This is a genomic window from Geothrix sp. 21YS21S-4 (assembly GCF_030845995.1).
Taxonomy (GTDB): domain Bacteria; phylum Acidobacteriota; class Holophagae; order Holophagales; family Holophagaceae; genus Geothrix.
The window spans coordinates 460,043-479,950 of sequence record NZ_CP132719.1 but is presented as its reverse complement, the minus strand read 5'-3'; the positions used below and the strand labels follow the sequence as shown (position 1 = coordinate 479,950).

General features: G+C 71.0%; 16 protein-coding genes. 10 read left to right on the top strand and 6 right to left on the bottom strand.

Going from position 1 to position 19,908, the window contains the following annotated elements:
- Positions 1-17: 17 nt before the first annotated feature.
- Genes RAH39_RS02300 through RAH39_RS02290 form a run of 3 tightly spaced genes read left to right on the top strand, consistent with a single transcriptional unit; the run spans position 18 to position 3,066 of the window.
- Positions 18-968, top strand: coding sequence for an alpha/beta fold hydrolase (locus RAH39_RS02300; RefSeq protein WP_306591189.1), 951 nt, complete (start codon positions 18-20; stop codon positions 966-968).
- Positions 965-2,305, top strand: a complete 1,341-nt coding sequence (locus RAH39_RS02295; RefSeq protein WP_306591188.1) for an aspartate kinase — start codon at positions 965-967, stop codon at positions 2,303-2,305. The genes RAH39_RS02300 and RAH39_RS02295 overlap by 4 nt, the downstream gene beginning before the upstream one ends.
- Positions 2,302-3,066 (top strand): SDR family NAD(P)-dependent oxidoreductase, encoded by a 765-nt coding sequence (locus tag RAH39_RS02290; RefSeq protein ID WP_306591187.1) that lies wholly within the window; start codon positions 2,302-2,304, stop codon positions 3,064-3,066. The genes RAH39_RS02295 and RAH39_RS02290 overlap by 4 nt, the downstream gene beginning before the upstream one ends.
- Positions 3,067-3,076: 10 nt before the next feature.
- Here RAH39_RS02290 and RAH39_RS02285 read toward each other — a convergent pair whose 3' ends face one another.
- Positions 3,077-3,271 carry a hypothetical protein gene (locus RAH39_RS02285; protein ID WP_306591186.1) on the bottom strand — a complete coding sequence of 65 codons (195 nt, stop codon included), beginning with the start codon at positions 3,269-3,271 and terminating at the stop codon, positions 3,077-3,079.
- Between the two features lie 253 nt (positions 3,272-3,524).
- On the opposite strand from RAH39_RS02285, the gene RAH39_RS02280 reads away from it, so the two are divergent.
- From RAH39_RS02280 to RAH39_RS02260, 5 genes are all read left to right on the top strand, one after another.
- The gene (locus RAH39_RS02280) at positions 3,525-5,573 is read left to right on the top strand and encodes a M13 family metallopeptidase (RefSeq protein WP_306591185.1); all 2,049 of its coding nucleotides are present in this window, start codon (positions 3,525-3,527) and stop codon (positions 5,571-5,573) included.
- 47 nt (positions 5,574-5,620) lie between these two features.
- The gene (locus RAH39_RS02275; protein WP_306591184.1) at positions 5,621-6,214 is read left to right on the top strand and encodes an isochorismatase family protein; all 594 of its coding nucleotides are present in this window, start codon (positions 5,621-5,623) and stop codon (positions 6,212-6,214) included.
- Between the two features lie 2 nt (positions 6,215-6,216).
- On the top strand, positions 6,217-6,822 hold the full coding sequence (locus tag RAH39_RS02270) for a uracil-DNA glycosylase family protein (protein WP_306591183.1): 606 nt from the start codon (positions 6,217-6,219) through the stop codon (positions 6,820-6,822).
- An 80-nt stretch (positions 6,823-6,902) separates the two neighbouring features.
- Positions 6,903-9,692, top strand: coding sequence for a M16 family metallopeptidase (locus tag RAH39_RS02265; RefSeq protein ID WP_306591182.1), 2,790 nt, complete (start codon positions 6,903-6,905; stop codon positions 9,690-9,692).
- A gap of 133 nt (positions 9,693-9,825) precedes the next feature.
- Positions 9,826-11,865, top strand: a complete 2,040-nt coding sequence (locus tag RAH39_RS02260; protein ID WP_306591181.1) for a pseudouridine synthase — start codon at positions 9,826-9,828, stop codon at positions 11,863-11,865.
- A 171-nt stretch (positions 11,866-12,036) separates the two neighbouring features.
- On the opposite strand, the gene RAH39_RS02255 is transcribed toward RAH39_RS02260, so the two are convergent.
- The gene (locus tag RAH39_RS02255) at positions 12,037-12,345 is read right to left on the bottom strand and encodes a 4a-hydroxytetrahydrobiopterin dehydratase (RefSeq protein WP_306591180.1); all 309 of its coding nucleotides are present in this window, start codon (positions 12,343-12,345) and stop codon (positions 12,037-12,039) included.
- Between the two features lie 46 nt (positions 12,346-12,391).
- Here RAH39_RS02255 and RAH39_RS02250 point away from each other — a divergent pair, with 46 nt between their 5' ends.
- A complete protein-coding gene (locus RAH39_RS02250; RefSeq protein WP_306591179.1) occupies positions 12,392-13,150 on the top strand; it encodes a 3-oxoacyl-ACP reductase family protein in 759 nt (252 codons plus the stop codon).
- A gap of 310 nt (positions 13,151-13,460) precedes the next feature.
- Here the strand turns inward: RAH39_RS02250 and RAH39_RS02245 are convergent, their stop codons facing one another.
- The 4 genes from RAH39_RS02245 to RAH39_RS02230 are packed head-to-tail and all read right to left on the bottom strand — an operon-like array spanning position 13,461 to position 17,594.
- Positions 13,461-14,672: a hybrid sensor histidine kinase/response regulator gene (locus RAH39_RS02245; protein ID WP_306591178.1), complete on the bottom strand. Its 1,212-nt coding sequence runs from the start codon at positions 14,670-14,672 to the stop codon at positions 13,461-13,463.
- Positions 14,669-15,046 carry a response regulator gene (locus RAH39_RS02240; protein WP_306591177.1) on the bottom strand — a complete coding sequence of 126 codons (378 nt, stop codon included), beginning with the start codon at positions 15,044-15,046 and terminating at the stop codon, positions 14,669-14,671. Before RAH39_RS02240 ends, RAH39_RS02245 begins: the two co-directional genes overlap by 4 nt.
- 37 nt (positions 15,047-15,083) lie before the next feature.
- On the bottom strand, positions 15,084-17,024 hold the full coding sequence (locus tag RAH39_RS02235; protein WP_306591176.1) for a hybrid sensor histidine kinase/response regulator: 1,941 nt from the start codon (positions 17,022-17,024) through the stop codon (positions 15,084-15,086).
- A 15-nt stretch (positions 17,025-17,039) separates the two neighbouring features.
- Positions 17,040-17,594 (bottom strand): YfiR family protein, encoded by a 555-nt coding sequence (locus RAH39_RS02230; protein ID WP_306591175.1) that lies wholly within the window; start codon positions 17,592-17,594, stop codon positions 17,040-17,042.
- Between the two features lie 266 nt (positions 17,595-17,860).
- Here RAH39_RS02230 and RAH39_RS02225 point away from each other — a divergent pair, with 266 nt between their 5' ends.
- Positions 17,861-19,903, top strand: coding sequence for a TonB-dependent receptor plug domain-containing protein (locus RAH39_RS02225; RefSeq protein WP_306591174.1), 2,043 nt, complete (start codon positions 17,861-17,863; stop codon positions 19,901-19,903).
- Positions 19,904-19,908: the final 5 nt, after the last annotated feature.

The window sequence follows — 19,908 nt, the reverse complement described above, 5'->3', positions numbered from 1 at the left end:
GAACCGGAGCCCCTCCCATGCCCGTCGCCGTCAAGTCCTCACCCGTCCTGCTGGAAAGTGGACAATCCCTGTCCATGGAGATCGCCTGGCGGCGCATCGGGCAGGGTCCGCTCAAAGTGCTGCTCCTCCACGCCCTCACCGGCGGCGTCCATCCGGACGGACCGAAGGGCTGGTGGGGGCCCCTGTTCGCGGAGGACGCGCCGCTGGCCGCGGACCGCGTCACCGTGTGGGCGCCGAACCTCCCCGGCTCCTGCTACGGCTCCACGGGGCCCGCCCAAGACGAGCCTTTTCCGCCCCTCACGCCCCGCGACATGGCCGAAGGGCTGGCAGCGTGGATCGAGGCGGAGGACCTGCGCTTCGACGCGGTGGCCGGCGGCAGCCTGGGGGGCATGGTGGCGCTGGAGCTGGCCCTCCGCGTGCCGGAGCGGGTGGGCGCCCTGGGCGTCATCGGCACGGGCGGCCGCAGCGACGCCTGGCTGCTGGGGCACAACCACGTGCAGCGGCGCATCCTCCAGGAGCCCGCCCTGCCCGACGACCGCGCGGTGGCCTTGGCCCGGCACGCCGCCATGCTCACCTTCCGCACCGCCAAGAGCCTCAACGGGCGCTTCGGCGGCGAGGACATCCGCCCCTGGCTGGACCACCACGGCGCGGCGCTGGCGGACCGCTTCACCCGCGCGTCCTACCTGGCCCTCCTCGCGGCCTGGGACGCCCACGACCTGGGGCGGGGCCGCGGCGGGCTGGAGGCCGCGCTTCGGAATCTCCACTGCCCGCTGCACGTCCTGGGCATCGATTCGGATCAGCTCTTCGTGCCGGACCTGATCCTGGAACTGGCGGAAGCTGCGCTGGCCGCGGGCGCCGACGTCCGCCTCGACTGGCTGCGGACGCCCCACGGCCACGACGCCTTCCTGATGGAGTGGGCCCAGGTGGCCGTGTGGCTCGACGGGCTTCTGGAGGAGCGCGGCGCATGACCAAGGTCCTGAAGTTCGGCGGCAGTTCCGTGGGCAGCGCGGAGGCCCTGCGCCGCGCCGCCGCCATCGTCCGCGAGGAGCTGCCCGGCGGCGGCCTGGTGGTGGTGTCGGCCCTCCGGGGGACGACGGATCTCATCGGAGAGGCCTGCGGCGCGGCCGGCGCCGGCGACCTGCCCGCCGCCCGGGAACGCCTGGTCGCCCTCCGCGATCGGCATCGGCGCGTGGCGTCCGAGCTGGGGCTGTGGACGGAGATCCGGTCCACATGGATGCCCCTCTTCGAGCGCCTCGACCAACTGGTGACGGGCATGGCCCTCCTGGGCGAGGCCACCGCCCGGGGCCGGGATTCGGCCCTGGCCGTGGGCGAGACGCTGTCCGCGCACCTCGCCGCGGGCTGCTTCGGCGGCGCCTTCCGCGACGTGCGCGAGGCGATGCGGACGGACGCCCGCTTCGGCCGGGCCCGACCCCAGCTTTCCGCCCTGCGGGAGGCCGCCGCGCCCTGGCGCGAGGCCCTGGCTGCGGGCGCGCTGTGGGTCACCCAGGGCTTCCTCGGCGCCACCGCCGACGGCCTCACCACCACCCTGGGGCGGGGCGGGTCCGACACCAGCGCCACCCTGCTGGGGGAGGCCCTGGACGCCGAGGAAGTCCAGATCTGGACCGACGTGGACGGCGTGCTCACCGCCGATCCCAGCCTGGTGGAGGAGGCCCGGCCCATCCCCCGCATGAGCCTGGGGGAAGCGGAGGCCCTGAGCGCCTTCGGGGCGAAGGTCCTGCACGCGGACTGCCTGGCCCCCGGCGGCCGGGCGGGCTTCCGGCTGGTGGTGGCCAACACCCTCCGGCCCGGGGCGCCGCGGACGGAGATCCTGCCCCACCCGCCCGCGCGGGAGCCGGGCGCCGTCACCTCCGTGGCCTACAAGGAGGGCATCGCCCTCCTCCGCTTTCCCGCCGCCGCCGGGCTGGAAGCGCCGCTCGACGCCGCCCGGCGCCTGGAGGAAGCGGGCGCCCTCCGCTTCGGGCTGGTCTCCAGTCCTGCGGGGACCCTCATGGCGCTCCGGCCCGAGACCTCCGCCGCGACCGGCGTCCTCGCCTCCCTGGCCGCCGCCGGGGTGGGCTGCGAATCGGGCTGGGCGGTGGTAGCCCTGGTGGGCGAGGGCCTGCGGACCGATCCCCTCGCCGCCCTGCGCCACCTCGCCGCGCTGGGCCAGGAGCCCGTGGGCGGCCTGCTCACCGGCAGCAGCACGGTCTCCATCGCCTTCCTCGTTCCCGAATCCCGGCTGGGGGAGCTCATCCCCCGCCTGCACGACCGCTGCGTCGTCGCCCCCTTCCAGGAGCAGCCATGACCCTCGACCTCTCCGGCCTCCGCGTCCTCGTCACCGGCGGCAGCCGCGGGATCGGCGCCGCCACCGTCCGCCTCCTGACGGACCTGGGCGCCCGCACGGCCTTCACCTACCTCAGCCAGGAGCAGGCCGCGCTGGATCTCCAGGCGGAACTGGCCGCCGAAGGGCGATCCGTCCTCGCCATCCGCGCCGACCAGCGCCTCCGGGCCGATGCCCAGACCGCCGTGGCCACCGTGGAAGCGGCCTGGGGCGGGCTCGACGCCTTCGTGGGCAACGCCGGCATCTGGGCCGCGACGCCCGCGGAATTGCCGGAGGAGGACGTCCTCCTGGACATCCTGGAGACCAACGTCACCGGCCTGTTCCGCTGGCACGCGGAGGTGATCCCGGCCCTCAAGCGCGCTGGCGGCGGCAGCCTCGTGCTGCTGTCCAGCACCGCCGGGCAGCGCGGCGAGGCGCGCCACGGCGCCTATGCCGCCAGCAAAGGGGCCGTGATCTCCCTCGTGAAGTCCCTGGCGCCGGAACTGGGGCCCGACGGGATCCGGGTGAATGCCGTGGCGCCCGGCTGGGTGGACACGGACATGAGCGCCGCGGCGCTGCGGTCCGACCCCGACCAGCGCCGGCGCATCGCCGCCGGGTTCCCCCTCGGCCGCATTCCGGAAGCGGAGGACCTGGCCGGCCCCGTGGCCTTCCTCCTCAGCCCCTGGGCCGCCTCCATCACCGGGGAGGTGCTGAACGTGAACGGGGGAACCGTCCTGTGCGGCTGAGCCGCTCGCTCTAGCCCTGCTCCAGCAGCCAAGCCGCCAACCGCAGGCGATAGCCCTCGGGATCGTCGAGGTCCGCGGCGCGCAGGCGCACCGGATGGGAGGGATCGCCGATCAGAAGAGGCGCCGCGTCCACGAGGTTGGGAAGGCGGTAACCACTCGGAAGGGACCAGAGCGCGCCGCGGCTCTCCGCTTTCGCCGGCGTCAACCCACGCCTACGCTCGTCCTTAAGGTCGCCAATCATTGCTCTTTCTCCTGTGGAGTCTAAACATAGGCCGCCCATATCGGGATGCCACAGATGGTTTGTCAAAAGAAACGGCACGGAAATTTCCGCCCACTTGCTTCGTCCCGCCGGGAAGACTGCGGGCGGTCTTCCGGGGCCAACCGGTGGCGCCTAACCTCTGGAAGGGCCGGGCCTTTGCCTGTTGCCGCTCCGCGCTCGCCGCCCTTCGAGGTCCTCTATGCGCCGCTCTTTCTCCCCCTTGGTCTTTTGTCTGGCGGCCGTCGCCCTGGCCGCTCCACCCCCCTCGGCACCCGCCAAAGGGCTCGATCTGGCGGGCATGGACCGCGCGACGGCGCCCGGGGACGATTTCTACGCCTACGCCAACGGCGGCTGGATGAAGCGGACCGCCATTCCCGAGGACCGCGGCTCCTTCGGGGTGGGACACGAGGTGGCGGACCGGACCGACCGGCGCGTGGCCGCCCTGATCCAGGCCGCAGCGAAATCCAAAGCCCCCGCGGGCTCCGAGTTGCGCAAGATCGGCGACTGCTACGCGAGCTTCATGGACGAGAAAGGGATCGAAGCCAAGGGCCTCGCTCCCATCCAGCCCGGGTTCCGAACCATCGCCGCGATCCACGATCGCAGGGACCTGGCCCGCTACCTGGGCGCGACGCTCCGGGCCGACGTGGACATCCTGAACGCGACCAACTACTACACGGACAACATCTTTGGGCTGTGGGTGGCCCAGGATCTGGACGATCCGTCCCGCTACGCCCCCTTCCTCCTCCAGGGCGGCCTGGGGATGCCCGAGCGGACCTACTACCTGGATCCCTCCGAAGGCATGGCGGCCATCCGGGCCCAGTACCTCGCCCACGTCACGGACATGCTGGCGCTGGCGGGCGTCGCCGGGGCCCCGGCCCGGGCCGCTGCGGTGGTGGACCTGGAGACCCGCATGGCCCGCGTCCACCTCGGCCGGGAGGAATCCGGCGACGTGCAGAAGGGCAACAACCACTGGGCCCGCAGGGATTTCGCCGCGAAGGCGCCGGGCCTGGACTGGGAGGCCTACTTCGCCGCCGCGGGACTGGAGCGGGCCGAGACCTTCGTGGTCTGGCAGCCCGCCGCCTTTGTGGGGCTGTCCGCCCTGGCGGCGGAAGTGCCTTTGGACGTCTGGAAGGACTACCTGACCTTCCACGCCCTCCAGCACCGGGCGCGGGTCCTGCCCAAGACGGTGGCCGACCGCTCCTTCGCGTTCTACGGGAAGGTCCTGAGCGGCGCCTCCCAGCCCCGGGAGCGGTGGGTCCGCGGAGTGGCCTTCACCAATGAAGCCCTGGGTGAAGCCGTGGGGAAGGCGTACGCCGCCAAGCACTTCCCGGCCCAGGAGAAGGCCCGGGCGCAGAAGATGGTGGCCAACCTGATCGCGGCCTTCCAGGCCCGCATCGAGGCCCTGGACTGGATGTCGCCCGCCACCAAGGCCAAGGCCCTCGCCAAGCTGACCGCCCTCAAGGTGGGCGTCGGCTACCCCGACCGCTGGCAGGACTACGGCGGACTGCGGATCGCGCCGGGCGATGCCTTCGGGAACGCCGAGCGGGCCGAGCGCTTCGAGTACGCCCGCAACGTCGCCAAGCTGGGCCGGCCCATCGACCGGGGCGAATGGGTGATGACGCCCCAAACCGTGAACGCCGTGAACTTGCCGGTGATGAACGCCCTCAACTTCCCGGCGGCCATCCTCCAGCCTCCCTATTTCGATTCCCGGCGGCCCATGGTGATGGACTACGGCGCCATGGGCGCGGTGATCGGCCACGAGATCAGCCACAGCTTCGACGATTCCGGATCGCTGTTCGACGCGACCGGGAAGCTGAACAACTGGTGGACGCCCGAGGACCTCAAGCATTTCCAGGCCTCCGCCGACCGGCTGGCGAAGCAGTTCGACGCCTACGAGCCCCTGCCGGGCCTGCACGTCAACGGGCGGCAGACCCTGGGCGAGAACATCGCCGACATCGCGGGCCTCGCCGCCGCCTACGACGCCTACCGCCTGTCCCTGGGCGGGAAGGAGGCGCCCGCGGTCCAGGGGCTCACGGGCGACCAGCAGTTCTTCCTCAGCTACGCCCAGAGCTGGCGGGAGAAGACCCGGGAGCCGCTGCTGCGGCAGCAGATCCTGACGGACGGCCATACCCCGGCGGCGCTCCGCCCCGCCACGTCCCGCAACCTGGATGCCTGGTACGCCGCCTTCCTCGTGAAGCCGGGCCAGAAGCTCTACCTCGCCCCCGCCGACCGCGTGCGGGTCTGGTAGGGCCCCCTCGCCGGAGCTAGGCTGGATTCCCGCTTTCAGGAGCCCCCATGGCCCTTCTCGACGCCTCCCGCAGCATCCTGGTCGCCATCGATTTCCAGGGAAAACTGGTCGGGATGGTCCACCGTCCCGCCAGCACCCTGGAGAGCGCCCGGCGCCTCCTGAAACTGGCCGACCTGTTTTCCGTGCCGGTGATCCTCACGGAGCAGTACCCCAAGGGCATCGGCCCCACGGAAGCGGGCTTCCGCGCGGCTTTCGACGCCCTGTCGACGCCCACGTTCTTCCTGGAGAAGACGGCCTTCGGCTGCTGCGGGGACGCGGACTTCGAGGGGCTGCTCCAGCAGGCGCGGCCCGGGCTTCCCCCGGCGAAGCGCCAGGTCGTGATCGCCGGCATCGAGGCCCACGTCTGCGTGATGCAAACGGTGCTGGAACTGCTCGCCTCCGGGCACGAGGTTCACCTCTGCTGGGACGCGATCAGCGGGCGCGGGGAGGACTACCGCAGGCACGCCCTCGACCGGATGGCCGCGGCCGGCGCCACCCTCACCAACCACGAGTCCGTGGCCTTCGAGTGGGCCCGGGACAAGAACCATCCCCAGTTCAAGGCCGTCTCGGCGCTGATGAAGGAAGGCCAGCCCCGGGAGTGACCATGGCCCGCATCCTCGGCCAGGCCGTGGCGCCCCTGTTTCCCCGGTCGGGGGCCGTCTCCGTGATGCTCTTCGGGGAAGCCCCCGGCCCCCGGGGCGCCGACCAGTCGGGCATCCCCTTCTGGGGCGACGCCGCCGGGCTTCCCGTCTACCGCGCCCTCGCCGCCACGGGCCGAGCCGAAGTCCCCGAAGCCGCCTGGGAGGAATGGAACGGCGCGCGGTTCAAGCGCCTGGAGCTGGCGCCGCGCCTCAAAGGAACCGCCCTCAGCAACGCGTTCCCGGCCTGCCCCACCAAGGACGGCGAACACTTCCACGCCCCCTCCAACCGCGACCTGCTGGCGCCGGAAAACGTGGCGCGGCTGACGGCGGAACTGGCCCGGGCCTCCAAGGGCCGGACGTCTCCGCTCAGGGTCATCGCCCTGGGGAAGCGGGCGGAATGGGTGCTCACCCGCCTGCCAGAGGCCCCGCCCATGGACCTGCACCGCCTGCCCCATCCCAGCCCGCTCGGGCTGCTGTTCAGCGCCAGCGACCGGGGCCGGGGGCACCGGATGGAGGATCTCCGCGCGGCCTGGCAGGCGCAGCTCGAAGCACTGCTCGCCCAGCCTTAACAATTCTTAACCCTCCGTTGGAAAAAGGTCTCGTAAGCTGAGGCCTCTCGTTTCGAAGTCTTTTCCAGCCAGGAGGCGCCATGCCCTTCTCCCGTCGACTCGTCCTTCCCCTGAGCGGGGTCCTGGCCCTCGCGCTGGTGGCGGGGGAGGCCCCCAAGGCACCCCGGCGCAAGGCGGCCGCGCCCACCGCGCCGGCGGCCCCCGTCAAAGTGGCGTCCGTGGAGGGCATCACCGAATACCGGCTGGCCAACGGCCTGCGGGTCCTGCTGTTCCCCGACGCCAGCAAGCCCACCGTCACCACCAACATCACCTACCTGGTGGGCAGCCGCCACGAACACTACGGCGAAACGGGCATGGCCCACCTGCTGGAGCACATGCTGTTCAAGGGGACGAAGGACCGGCCCGACACCTGGAAGATCCTCAACGAGCTGGGCGGCGACGCCAACGGCACCACCAACTTCGACCGCACCAACTACTACGTCTCCTTTCCCGCCTCCGAGGCGAACCTGAAGAAGGCCCTCGACCTCGAAGCCGACCGGATGCAGAACAGCGCCTTCACGGCCGAGACCCTGTGGGGCAAGGACGGGAAGAGCGGCGAGATGACCGTGGTGCGCAACGAGTTCGAGGCGGGCGAGAACAGCCCCTTTCGCACGACGATCCTGCGGGTGATGTCGGCCGCCTTCGACTGGCACAACTACGGGAAGCCCGCCATCGGCGCCCGCAGCGACATCGAGCACGTGAACGTGGACCACCTCCGGGCCTTCTACCGGAAGTACTACCAGCCGGACAACGCGATCCTGCTTGTCGCCGGGAAGTTCGACGAGCCCCAGACCCTGGCCTACCTCCAGGCCGCCTTCGGGAAACTCCAGGCTCCGGCCCGAACGCTGGAGCCCACCTACACCGTGGAGCCCGTCCAGGACGGCGAGCGCCTGGTCACCATCCGCCGCGTGGGCGGCACGCCGCTCCTGGTGGCGGGCTACCACGTGGCGCCCGGCGCCCATCCTGACCGCAGCGCCACGGACCTCGCCGCCGCCATCCTGTCCGACGCGCCCAGCGGCCGGCTGTACAAGGCCCTGGTGGAAGCCAAGCTGGCGGCCCAAGTGTTCCCGCTGTCCTTCAGCACCTACGAGCCGGGCCTTCAGATGTTCGGGGTGGTCCTGCCCAAAGACGGCGATCCGGAGAAGGCCAAGGAAGCGCTCCTGCGCGAAGTGGAAGGCCTGAAGGACAAGCCGCTCACCCAGGCCGAACTGGATCGGGCCAAGGCCCAGGCGCGGAAGAACGTCGACCAGGCCACGGCCGACACCAAGACGATGGCGATCGGCCTGAGCGAAGCCATGGCCACCGGCGACTGGCGCCAGTGGTTCCTGGATCGGGACCGCACCGAGGCCGCCACCCTGGAGCAGGTCCAGGCCGCGGCGCTGGCCTACTTCAAGCCCAGCAACCGCACCCTGGGCCAGTACGTCCCCACGGACAAGCCGGATCGCACCGACGTGCCGGCGGTGCCCGATATTGCCGCCGAAGTGAAGAGCTACACCGGCCGCAAGGCCGTCGCCCAGGGCGAAGCCTTCGACGCCAGCCCGGCCAACGTGGACCAGCGGGCCGTCCGCTTCACCGCGCCCAATGGCCTGAAGGGCGCCCTCCTGTCCAAGAAGACCAAGGGCGGGATGGCCGCGGTCCAGTTCACCCTCCACTTCGGGCAGGAAGCCACCCTGAGGAACAAGGCCGCCGTTCCCAGCCTCACCGCCGACATGCTGCTGCGCGGCACCCTCAAGCACTCCCGCCAGGAACTGGCCGACGCCTTCGACAGGATGAAGGCCGAAGTCGCCCTCACGGGCGGCGCCACGTCCGCCGCGGTGCGCCTCACCGTCCCGCGGGAGAACCTCACCGAAGCGCTGAAGCTGGCGGCCGAGGTGCTGCGCGAGCCCGCCTTCCCCCCCGCGGAGCTCGACACCCTCGTGAAGCAGCAGACCACGGGCATCGAGGCCCAGCGCCAGGAGCCCCAGGCCCAGGCCATGGACTTCATGGGCCGCACCTTCGATCCCTATCCGGCGGGGCATCCCTCCGCCTACCGCCCCTTCGAGACGCGGCTCCAGGACCTGAAGGCCGCCAAGGCCGAGGATCTCAAGGCCTTCCACGCCGCCTTCTACGGCGCCGATTGCGGGACCTTCGCCGCCTCCGGCGACTTCGACGCCCGGGAGATCCAGGGCCTGGTCACGGACCTCTTCGGAACCTGGAAATCCGCCTCGGCCTACGAGCGCATTCCCGCCCGCCTGAAGGACGTGACGGGCCAGGTGAAGGTGCTGGAGACGCCCGACAAGCAGATGGCCATCTTCCTGGCCGCGGAGCGCTGGGCCATGCAGGACACCGACGCCGACTACCCAGCCTTCCTGATGGCCAACCAGATCCTCGGCGGCGGCGCCCTGAAGAACCGCATCGCCGACCGCCTCCGCCAGAAGGAGGGCTTCAGCTACGGCGCCGGCTCCTTCGTGAACGTGAGCAGCCAGGATCCCGTCGCCTCCTGGCAGGCCTACGCCATCCATGCCCCCCAGAACGGCGCGAAGCTCGAAGCCGCCTTCCAGGAGGAGATCCAGAGGGCCCTGAAGGACGGCCTCACGCAAGAGGAACTGGATTTCGCCCGCACGACCTGGCTCCAGGGCGAAGAAGCCCAGCGCCAGGAGGATCGCGAGATCGCCGCGTGGCTGTCGGACAGCCTCCATCTGGGCCGCCCGGTCCTCTTCCAGGCCCAGCTGGAAGCCAAGGTGAAGGCCCTCAAGCTGGACGAGGTCAACGCCGCGCTGCGGAAGTATCTGCGGCCGGAAGCCTTCGTCGTGGTGAAGGCCGGCGACTTCGCGAAGGGGGAGAAGCGGTAGCTTTTTTCCAGTCCCAGTGGAAAGGGGGCGGCCCAGCCGCTCCCTTTTCGTTAGGAGCCCACTCTTTTCCGTGATCTTCTGGATGTCCGCTTGGCGTTTGCAAGGACGCGGGGCGATGACGGAGGGCGGCGCCATGGCACGCATCGAACGGGAATGGCAGGCGGAGCACGAGGGCGCGGCCCTGGCTTCGGAACTGCACAAGGTGATGGTCATCAGCCACCGGCAGGCCAAGGGCTTCATCGACGGCCGCTGCGTGACGGTGAACGGCGAGATCGCCGACAAGCACGGCCTCCGGCTGAAGGCGGGCGACGCCGTGAAGGTCGCGTTCGACCCCGAGCTCGTCTACGACGTGCTGCCTCCCGCCAAGAAGCTGACTGCGGGGCCCTACGAGGCGCTGTGGGAGGACAATCACCTGCTGTTCGTGTTCAAGCCCGCGGGGCTGCTCACGGTGCCGGCGGAACAGGGCGGCGAGCCCAGCCTGGCGGAGGCCATCACCGAGTCCTACCGCCGCCGCGGGTTCAAGCGCTTCAACCTGTTCATCGTCCACCGCCTGGACCGCTTCACCAGCGGCGTCCTGGTCTTCGCCAAGACCCCCGAAGCCCTCCACGGCCTCAAGAAGCACTTCGAGCTGCACCGCCTCCAGCGCGTGTACCGCGCCGTCCTCGTGGGCGAATTGCCCGAGAACAGCGGCACCCTGGCGGGCCATCTGATCGAGCACGCCAAGTCGCTCAAGATGTCCGTGGCCAAGGTCCGCAAGGGCCCCGGGGGCGGCAAGCGGATGCCCGCGGGCGCCAAGGAAGCCGTCACCCACTACCGCGTGGTGGAGCGCCTCCCGGGCCACACCGTGGTGGAAGTGCGTCTGGAAACCGGCCGCCGCAACCAGATCCGCGTCCAGTTCGCCGACCGCGGCTTCCCGCTGCTGGGCGACCAGGTCTACGGCGTGGAGAGCCCGCTCCTCGACCGCCAGGCCCTGCACGCCGAGCTGCTGGGCTTCAAGCACCCCGTCACCGAGGACCAGGTCACCGTCACCGCGCCCATGCCCGCCGATATGGAGGCCGCCCTCAAGGCCCTCCGCAACCAGGCCCGCATCCACCGCGCTTCCACGGGCGTCCAGGGCGAAGAGGGCATCTTCCATCCCACCGAAAGCCGCGACCACAAGCTCAAGCGCGTGGCCCGCGCCAAGCGCTTCGAGGACCGCCCCGACGAGCGTCCCCGGCGCGACGACGGCGAACGGCCCCGCCGCGAGGACGGAGAGGACCGCCCCCGCCGTCCCTTCGGCGCCTCGGATCGGCCCTCCCATCCGCGGCGAGACGACGGCGATGAACGCCCGCGCCGCACGTTCGCTTCCACGGACCGCCCTGCCCCTCCCCGTCGTGATGACGGTGATGAGCGCTCCCGGCGCACCGCAGGTCCCACGGATCGCCCCGCGCGGCCCCGCCGCGAGGATGGCGACGAACGGCCCCGCCGCACGTTCGGCTCCACGGACCGTCCGGCCCGTCCCCGTCGTGACGATGGGGATGAGCGCCCCCGCCGCACCGCGGGCCCCTCGGATCGACCCGCACGGCCCCGTCGCGATGACGGCGACGAGCGTCCTCGCCGCGCGTTCGGTTCCACGGACCGTCCTGCCCGCCCTCGTCGTGACGACGGGGATGAGCGCCCCCGGCGCACCGCAGGTCCCACGGATCGCCCCGCGCGGCCCCGCCGCGAGGATGGCGACGAGCGGCCCCGCCGCACGTTCGGCTCCACGGAGCGCCCTGCCCGTCCTCGCCGCGACGACGGTGATGAGCGCCCCCGGCGCACCGCGGGTCCCGCGGATCGTCCCGCCCGGCCTCGGCGCGATGACGGCGACGAGCGACCCCGCCGCACGTTCAGCTCCACGGAGCGCCCTGCCCGTCCCCGTCGCGACGACGGAGATGAGCGCCCCCGGCGCACCGCGGGCCCCTCGGATCGCCCGGCCCGTCCCCGCCGCGATGACGGCGACGAGCGGCCCCGGCGCGCGTTCAATCCGGCCGATCGCCCCAGTCGCCCCCGCTCGGGCGAAGACGACGCGCGACCGCGTTCCGCCCACGGCCCCGCCGACCGTTCCGCGCGTCCCCGCCGGGAAGGTTCGACGGAGCGTCCGGCGGGCAAGCCCGCGCCGCGGTTCGGAAAGCCCAAGCCGCGGAAACCCTGAAACCGGGAACCTGCTTCGCCCTCTCGTTTGTCTGCGAGGGCGAAGCGGATTCTTCCCGCGTCCGTCGCGACCCTTCCGGATTTGCCGACGGAGCGAAAGCGGGTCCATCCCGCAGCCCCCGCTCCTTCCCTTCTTTGCGGAAACGCTTGGCTGGCGCGGAAAGCGCGCTTCCTAGATGTGCTCCCGATACATCCGGTCCAGCGCTTCCGCCAGATCCAGGTCCCGCGGCGTGACGCCGCGGCTGACGTGACTGGTGAGGACGGCCACGACCCAGCGGTAGCCGAGGGTCAGGTCCGGGTGGTGATCCACGCGCTCGGCGTGCTCCGCGGCCGCCATCACGAAGCCCACGCCGCGGGCGTAGGCGGAGAAGACGTAGCGCCGCCGCAGGGTGAGGCCGTGGGCGTCGCCCTGGGCGACCCAGTCGGGGTGCGCCTTCAGGAAGGCTTCCATGGCCTCGGGCGCGACCAGATCCTTGGACATGCTTTCCCCCCTCAGGCATCCTAATCCGTTGGATTCGAGTTGTCCCATGACCTTCAATCGGCCTCCCCTGCTGGGGCGCATCGCTTTCGTGACGGGCTCCTCGCGGGGCATCGGCCGGGCCATCGCCGTGGAATTCGCGCGGTGGGGCGCGGACGTGGTGGTGCATGCGCAGAAGAACCTGGACCTCGCCGAAGCGGTAGCGACGGAGATCCGGGACCTGGGCCGCCGGGCCGTGGTGGTGCTGGCCGACGTGCGGGTGAAGGCGGACATGGATGCCGCCGCGGAGCGCGTGAAAGCGGAGCTGGGGCCCGTGGACATCCTCGTGAACAACGCGGGAACGCGGAAGGACGGCCCCTTCATTCTCATGGGCGACGAGAAGTGGGAAGAGGTGATGGACGTGAACCTGCGGGGCACGGTCTACGCCACCAAGGCCGTCGTGCGGGGGATGATGGCCCGCAAGTGGGGCCGCATCGTCAACATCGTCAGCCCCACCGGGATCCTCGGAAAGGCGGGGCAGACCAACTACGGCGCGAGCAAGGGGGCCGTCATCGCCCTCACGCGCAGCCTGGCGCGGGAGATGGCGCCCTTCGGCGTGCTGGTGAACGCCGTGAATCCCGGCCTCATCCGCACCGAACTGACCCAGGACGTGCCCGAGCAGGCCCGCCGGGAGATGCTGGCGCCCGCCATCCTCAAGCGCGAAGGCGAGCCGGAGGAGGTGGCCGGCGTGGTGGCCTTCCTGTGCTCCGACTGGGCCAGCTACATGAGCGGCCAGATCATCAACGTCGACGGAGGACTCTGTCCCTGACCGACCGCCGGGTGACGGAGGATGCGCCGGGGGCGCATCCGGAGTCGGGTCCCGGCGAGGAGGTCATGCCACCGAACCGCCGGGTGACGGAGGATGCGCCGGGGGCGCATTCGGAGTCGGGTCCCGGCGAGGAGGTCATGCCACGGGACCGCCGGGTGACGGAGGATGCGCCGGGGGCGCATCCGGAGTCGGGCCCCGGCGAGGAGGTCATGCCACGGGACCGCCGAGTGACAGAGGACCCATTCAGCGGCGCATCCGAAACCGGATCCCGACAAGAAGGTCGTGCCACGGAACCGCGGGCTGGCGGAGATCACGCCAGCGGTACGCTCGTCGGCTCCAGCTCCCGCAGCGGGATCTCCACATGGAAGGCGCCGCCCCAGGCCCGGTCGCCTTCGATCCACACGCGGCCGCCGTTCAGCTCGACCATCTGCTTGACGATGGACAGGCCGAGGCCGGTGCTGTGCTCGCCGCCGGTGGGGCGGGCGGACAGGCGCTGGAAGGGGGCGAAGGCCCGATCCAGATCCTCGGGCGTGAACCCGGGCCCCTGGTCGATCACGCCGATGCGGGCGACGCCGCCCGGAGTTTCGCCGTGGTGCTCCAGGCCCACCTGAATTTCGGATCCGCCGGGCGAGTACTTGATGGCGTTGTTCACGAGGTTGTCCACAGCCTGCGCCAGCCGGGCGCGGTCCACCACTCCGCGGCACAGCCCGTCCGGAGCGTCGCAATGCAGGCGGATCCCCTTGCTGGCGGCGTAGGGCTCGTTCTCGCGGACCACGGCGCGGATGACGGAACCCAGATCCGCCATTTCGAACGCGGGGATCACCTCGCCCATCTCCTGGACGGTGGTGTCGAGCAGGCTGTTGATGATGTGGACCATCTTCTGGACCACCTCGTGGACGCGGCCGGCCTGCGCCGCGATGCGCTCGGGCGGCGCGCCCCGCTCCGCCTCCATCCGGATCCGATCCGCCAGCAGGAGGATGCCGCCCAGGGGGTTCTTCAGGTCGTGCGCGGCGGTGGCGAGGAAGCGGCTCTTCAGCTGATTGGCGCGGCGCAGCTGCTCGTTGGCGGCCCGCAACTGGGCGCCGACGGCTTCCAGCCTCAACGTGGAGGCGTCCTCCAGGTCCTGCAGCCGCTTCCGCTCGAGGCAGGCCTTGATCCGCGCCTTGAGGAGCTGCTGGTTGATGGGCTTGGGCAGGTAGTCCTGGGCCCCCAGTTGGATGCACTTCACGATGGTGTCCTGCTCGTGGAGCGCGGACAGCATCACCACGGGAATGCGCTTGAGCCGCTCGTCGTCGCGGATGGCCTGCATGACCTGGATCCCGTCCACGCCGGGCATCATCACGTCGAGGAGGACCATGTCGTAGTCGCCGTCCCGCAGCTTCGCCAGCCCCTCGGCCCCGCCCGAGGCCGTGACGACCTGGTGGCCCTCCCGCTCGAGGATGCGGGTCATCACCTCCAGGTTGGATTCGGCGTCGTCCACCACGAGCAGCCGGGCGGGAGCCCCGACGGAAACAGGCATCATGGCGCCTCCGGATCGCCGGTCAGCCGGCGGATTTTGTCCACCAGCCGCCCGAGATCGACGGGCTTGGTGTCGTAGTCGTCGCAGCCCGCCGCGAAGGCCGCCTCGCGATCGGAGGTGAGGGCCCGGGCCGTGAGGGCCACCACGGGGATGTGGCTGGTGACGGGATCCGCCTTGATGCGCCGGGTGGCCTCGAAGCCGTCGATCCCCGGCAGGCCCAGGTCCATGAGCACCAGGTCCGGCCTGGTCTCCCGGCAGAGCCGGACGCCCTCCTCGCCGTCGGCGGCCAGGAGCAGGGTGAAGCCCCGCCGCTCCAGCAGCCGGGAGATGGCGTCCCGGTTCATCTCGTTGTCCTCCACCAGCAGGATCCGGTTCATGACCGCCCCCTTTCGCCGCCTTGGCCTCCGCCGCGCATCACCGCCCCCACCGGGCGCGGTACTTCTCCACGACGCCCATCAACTGCGCGCGGTCGATGGGCTTGAACAGGAACTCCGACGCCCCCAGGGCCAGGCCCCGCTCCACCTGGTCGAGGATGGTGAGCATCACGACGGGAATGGCCGCCAGCGCCAGATCCTCCTTGAACGCCCGGAGAACCTCCCAGCCGTCCATGGTGGGCATCATCACGTCGAGCACCACCAGCGAAGGCCGGCACTCCCGCGCCGCCCGCAGCCCTTCCCGGCCGTTCTGGGCGGTGCGCACGTCCACGCCGCCGCGGACCAGCAGCCGCGCCAGGGCCTCCAGCAGGGTGGGATCGTCGTCCACCAGCAGGACCGGGCCCGCCATGGGCGACAGCACCGGCCCCGTAGCGGCCGGCTCCGGATTGGTTTTGGGGACGGGCGGCGCGAGGGGCAGGAGCAGGGTGAACACCGATCCCTTGCCGGCTTCGCTCCGCACCCGGATGTCGCCGCCGAGGAGCTGGCAGAACTTGCGGCTGAGCGCGAGGCCCAGCCCCGTTCCGCCGAACTGGCGGCTCATCCCCTCCTCCGCCTGGATGAATTCGCTGAAGATCCGCTGGAGCTGCTCGGGGCTGATCCCGATGCCCGTGTCCTCCACGCTGAGGTGCAGCCAGGGCACGTCGGAACCCGGGAGCGGATCCACCGCCGCCCGCACCTCGATGCGCCCGTCGCGGGTGAACTTGCAGGCATTGCTCAGGAGGTTGAACAGCGACTGGCGCACCTTGGTGGCGTCCGACACGATCTCCGCCACGTCCGGCGCGCAGGTGAAGTGGAGCGTGTTCCCGTTCTTGGCGGCCAGGGGCTCCACGGTGGCGAGCACGTCCCGGATCATGGCGGGGACGTCGAAGGCCTCCTCCGCCACGGTCATCTTCCCCGCCTCGATCTTGGAGAGGTCCAGGATGTCGTTGATGAGGCTCAGCAGGTGCCGGCCGGCGGACTCGATGCGGCGCACGTCGGGCAGGATCTCCGCGTGGCCCGCGGCCTCGGAATCCTCACGCACCAGCTCGCTGTAGAGCAGGATCGCGTTCAGCGGCGTCCGCAGCTCGTGGCTCATGTTCGCGAGGAAGGTGCTCTTGGCTCGGTTGGAGACCTCCGCCCGCTCCTTGGCCAGCAGCAGCTCGTTGTTGGTGCGCACCAGCTCGGAGGTCCGCGCGGCGACCTGTCCCTCCAACTGGCCCCGGTGCTCGGCCAGACGGCGGTCCTGCTCCTGGATCCGCTCCAGCATCCCGTTGAAGGCCCCCACCAGGACGCCCAGTTCGTCGTCGCCCCGGGAGCGGGCCCGCAGGCTGTAGTCCCGGCTGGCGGACACCCGGGAAGCCACGTCCGCCAGATCCAGGACCGGCCCGGTGATCACCCGCGCCCAGCGGCGGACGAAGCTCCACGCCGCCAGGCCCAGGACCACCAGCAGGCCCGCCAGGAAAACCGCGGCCAGCACCAGCCGATCGGTGAGGTGGCCCTGGTCCGAGACGAGGAAGGCCACGCCGATGGGCTCGCCTTCAGGGCTGTGGATCAGCTTCGTCAGCTCGATGCGGCTGCCCCGGAACCGCACGCCCTCCTGCGCCGTAGCGAGGGGCCGGGGCTCGTCCGCCGCCGCGTCCGGGGGGAAGGCCGCCAGCAGTTCGCCCGAGGGCAGGTGCACCTGGGCGCGGATGATGTGGCCGTGGGTCTTGAGGCTCTCCAGGATCTGCGCCGCGGCGCCGGCGTCGTGGAACGCGACGGTGGGCGCGGTGTTGTAGGCGACGATTCCGCCGAGGGCCTCCAGATCCTGCGCCGCTCCCCGCCGCAGGGCGTACCGCTCGTAGCCCAGGAAGGCGAGGGCCGCCAGCAGCAGGGACGACGTCGTGGCGGCGAGCACCAGGGCGATCACCTTGCGGCGGATGGAGGAGGTCGGGGCGGGCAAGCGGAGGGCTCCTAATCAGGGCGCGGGACGGCGGGAAGGACGGGGGGTCGAAAGAATCCGAGCATACTGGAGCAGCCTCGAACTGAACGAGATCCCCGCGGCCGAGGCGGCGCCGAGGTTCACGGCGGGACGGACGAAGCGGCCCTCCATCAGGAGGACGACCATGGCGCCCCGCCGGGCGAGGGCCTCGTCGTCGGCGAGCGTCAGCGCCTGGCGCTCCTGGGCCCAGGCCCACACGGCGTCGGCCCGGGCGGATTCCGAGGCGCACAGGAAGATCGCGTCGCAGGGGCCCGGGTCGCCGGTCTTCGGCAGGTAGCGGATGCGGATGGGACGGCGGGCGATGGTCCGGGAGCGGGCGTAGTCGTCCAGGTGCCTCCCGAAGGGCGAGCGGCCCATCACCACCAGATCGAAGGCGGCGGCGGGTTCCGCCGACGGCGGCCACTGCACGTAGGACAGCATCTCGACCAGCATCTTGGCCTTGATCGAATATTCCGGCTCCGCCGGCTGGCCTTCGACCAGGGCTCCCGCCGCGAGCACCGCCGGCGCCAGAAGGAAGGGCAGGCGTCTCATGCCGCCGCCGGGCAGCCGGATCTCGGCTCGATGGGAAGGGTCCAGGGGCGCATGGACAAGGCTGCCGGGTGGGGAAGGTGCCCGAGAGCCGCTCGCAGGATTCGGCACGTCGGCGTTCCGGAGGACCTGGATGGAATCGGGATTCAGGGGCTTTTTCGGCAGGCCCCGCGCGGGACTTGATTCCGGCCCTTCATATCGCATTCAAGGTCCCGCGGCATTCCTGCCGAAGAGCCGCTTAATCATTCCTCATCCCAGACGGAGATCCGGTGTCCCGAACTTTCGCGCGCCTGCTGCCGCTCCTTTCGGCGTTCCTATCCGCCCAGGAGCCGCCGGATGAGATGGCGCGCCTGCTCGGCACGCCGGTGATCATCGCCAGCCGCCTCCAGCAGGACCAGGAGCAGGCGCCCTCCGCGGTCTTCGTGGTGACTCGGACCGACATCGAGCGCTACGGCTGGCGGGAGCTGGCGGATATCCTCCGCACCCTGCCGGGATTCGATTTCGGCAACGACGGGACGGCCCTGATCGGCCTGTCCGAACGCGGAATCTGGGCCCACGAGGGCAAGGCCCTGCTGATGGTGAACGGGATCCAGACCAGCCCCCTCCACAACGGGAACGTGAACTACTATGGGAACTATCCCGCGGAGCTCATCGAGCGGGTGGAGGTGATCCGGGGCCCCGGAAGCGCCGTCTACGGCCAGTTCGCGGGCGCGGCGGTGATCAACCTCATCACCCGCTCCGCCGAGGATCCCGAGGCCGGCCGCTTCACCCTGCGGGGCACGACGCTGGGCGCCGGCGACCACGGCCAGGGCGGCTACCTCGTCACCAACGGACGGTTCTCCAATGGCGTCGCCCTCTCGCTGAACGCGGGCTACCAGACCAGTCCCTTCAGCCGCCAACCCTACGTCGACACCTTCCTCACCGGGCAGAGCTTCAGCCAGGACAAGGGAAACACCCGACGCGAAGTCTCCAACCTGTTCGCGGAAGTGAAGGCCCTGGGCACGTCCCTCAGCCTGGTGCGGGTGGCGTTCCAGGAGGCGCAGGTGGATGGCGGCGGATCCGGCAACGGCAATCCCGTCCTTCCGGGCTTCGCGCCCGGCATCCTGGGCACGGCGTCGCGGATCGTCCAGGGGATCCGGATCCAGCGCACCACCCCCGTGACCTCGCGCCTGAGCCTGGAGACCCGGGCGGAACTCCTTGAGAATACCGGCGGCTCCGTCTATCCCCAGGAACTCAACGCCAACGGCGTGAACCACTCGGGGACGGAGCGCGGGCGCTTCGTGGCGGACGCCGGCCTGCGGTGGAACCTGCCCTATCCCGGCGCGCTCCTCGTGGGCGGGGGGTTCATCCAGGACCGGGAGCGCAGCGTGGACCTGCAGAACCGCGGCGCCCTGCGCGATCCGCAGGACCCCGCGAACCTGGTTCCCCAGGAGACGCTCCAGACGCGGTACGGCTACCTGGAATACACCCAGCAGGCCGGCGCGTGGGGGCTGACGACCGGCGGCCGCTACGAGGACAGCGGCCTGTCCCACGCCTTCGCGCCCCGGCTGGGGCTCACCTTCGTCCGCGGACGGTTCAACGCCAAGCTGCTCTACGGCGAGGCGTTCCGGAGCCCCACCCTCTTCCAGACCTACAGCACCTTCTTCGTGTTCAAGGGCTACCTTCGACCGGAGATCATCCGCAGCCGGGAACTGGAGCTGGGATGGCGGCTGGGCCCGGCGTCCGTCCTCCGCCTGAACCTCTACCGGATGAGCGTCACGCGGGCCATCTCCTTCGGCCTGGATGGCAGCGACCTCTACTACGTCAACGCGGGCTCCACCCACTCCAAGGGCGCCGAGGCGAGCCTGGAGGTCCGCCGCTCCGGCTGGGGCGGCTTCGCGAACCTCAGCTACACGCGCCCCGACGGCGCCGTGGACGCCTTCGTCGTCGACAGCCGCGGGAAGGCCTTCCTGGGCATCTCGCCGCTGAAGGCGAACCTGGGGGCCTACGTCCACCTGGGTCCCCTCCAGGTGGCTCCCAGCCTGCTGTACGCCTCCGCCCGGGAGGGCCAGACCGCCCGCTCCGCCCAGTCGGGGATCGTGTCCGGCGAACTCCTGCCCAACCTGGTGGAAAGCGCCCCCGAACCCGGCCGGGTCCTCCTGAACCTCTCCGTCACATGGAAGGACTGGCTGGGCGCCGGCACCGAAGCGCGGCTGACGGGCACCAACCTCGGCGCCGCCAGCTATCCCCTGCTCCAGCCCTACTACGGCGCCCACGCCCCGCTGCCGGCCAATGACCGGATGGTGAGCCTGGATCTGGTCTGGCGGTTCTAGCCCGC

Coding starts and splice junctions, on each gene's coding strand:
- RAH39_RS02300 (WP_306591189.1), top strand. CDS start 18: ATGCCCGTCGCCGTCAAGTCCTCACCCGTCCTGCTGGAAAGTGGACAA.
- RAH39_RS02295 (WP_306591188.1), top strand. CDS start 965: ATGACCAAGGTCCTGAAGTTCGGCGGCAGTTCCGTGGGCAGCGCGGAG.
- RAH39_RS02290 (WP_306591187.1), top strand. CDS start 2,302: ATGACCCTCGACCTCTCCGGCCTCCGCGTCCTCGTCACCGGCGGCAGC.
- RAH39_RS02280 (WP_306591185.1), top strand. CDS start 3,525: ATGCGCCGCTCTTTCTCCCCCTTGGTCTTTTGTCTGGCGGCCGTCGCC.
- RAH39_RS02275 (WP_306591184.1), top strand. CDS start 5,621: ATGGCCCTTCTCGACGCCTCCCGCAGCATCCTGGTCGCCATCGATTTC.
- RAH39_RS02270 (WP_306591183.1), top strand. CDS start 6,217: ATGGCCCGCATCCTCGGCCAGGCCGTGGCGCCCCTGTTTCCCCGGTCG.
- RAH39_RS02265 (WP_306591182.1), top strand. CDS start 6,903: ATGCCCTTCTCCCGTCGACTCGTCCTTCCCCTGAGCGGGGTCCTGGCC.
- RAH39_RS02260 (WP_306591181.1), top strand. CDS start 9,826: ATGGCACGCATCGAACGGGAATGGCAGGCGGAGCACGAGGGCGCGGCC.
- RAH39_RS02255 (WP_306591180.1), bottom strand. CDS start 12,345: ATGTCCAAGGATCTGGTCGCGCCCGAGGCCATGGAAGCCTTCCTGAAG.
- RAH39_RS02250 (WP_306591179.1), top strand. CDS start 12,392: ATGACCTTCAATCGGCCTCCCCTGCTGGGGCGCATCGCTTTCGTGACG.
- RAH39_RS02245 (WP_306591178.1), bottom strand. CDS start 14,672: ATGATGCCTGTTTCCGTCGGGGCTCCCGCCCGGCTGCTCGTGGTGGAC.
- RAH39_RS02240 (WP_306591177.1), bottom strand. CDS start 15,046: ATGAACCGGATCCTGCTGGTGGAGGACAACGAGATGAACCGGGACGCC.
- RAH39_RS02230 (WP_306591175.1), bottom strand. CDS start 17,594: ATGAGACGCCTGCCCTTCCTTCTGGCGCCGGCGGTGCTCGCGGCGGGA.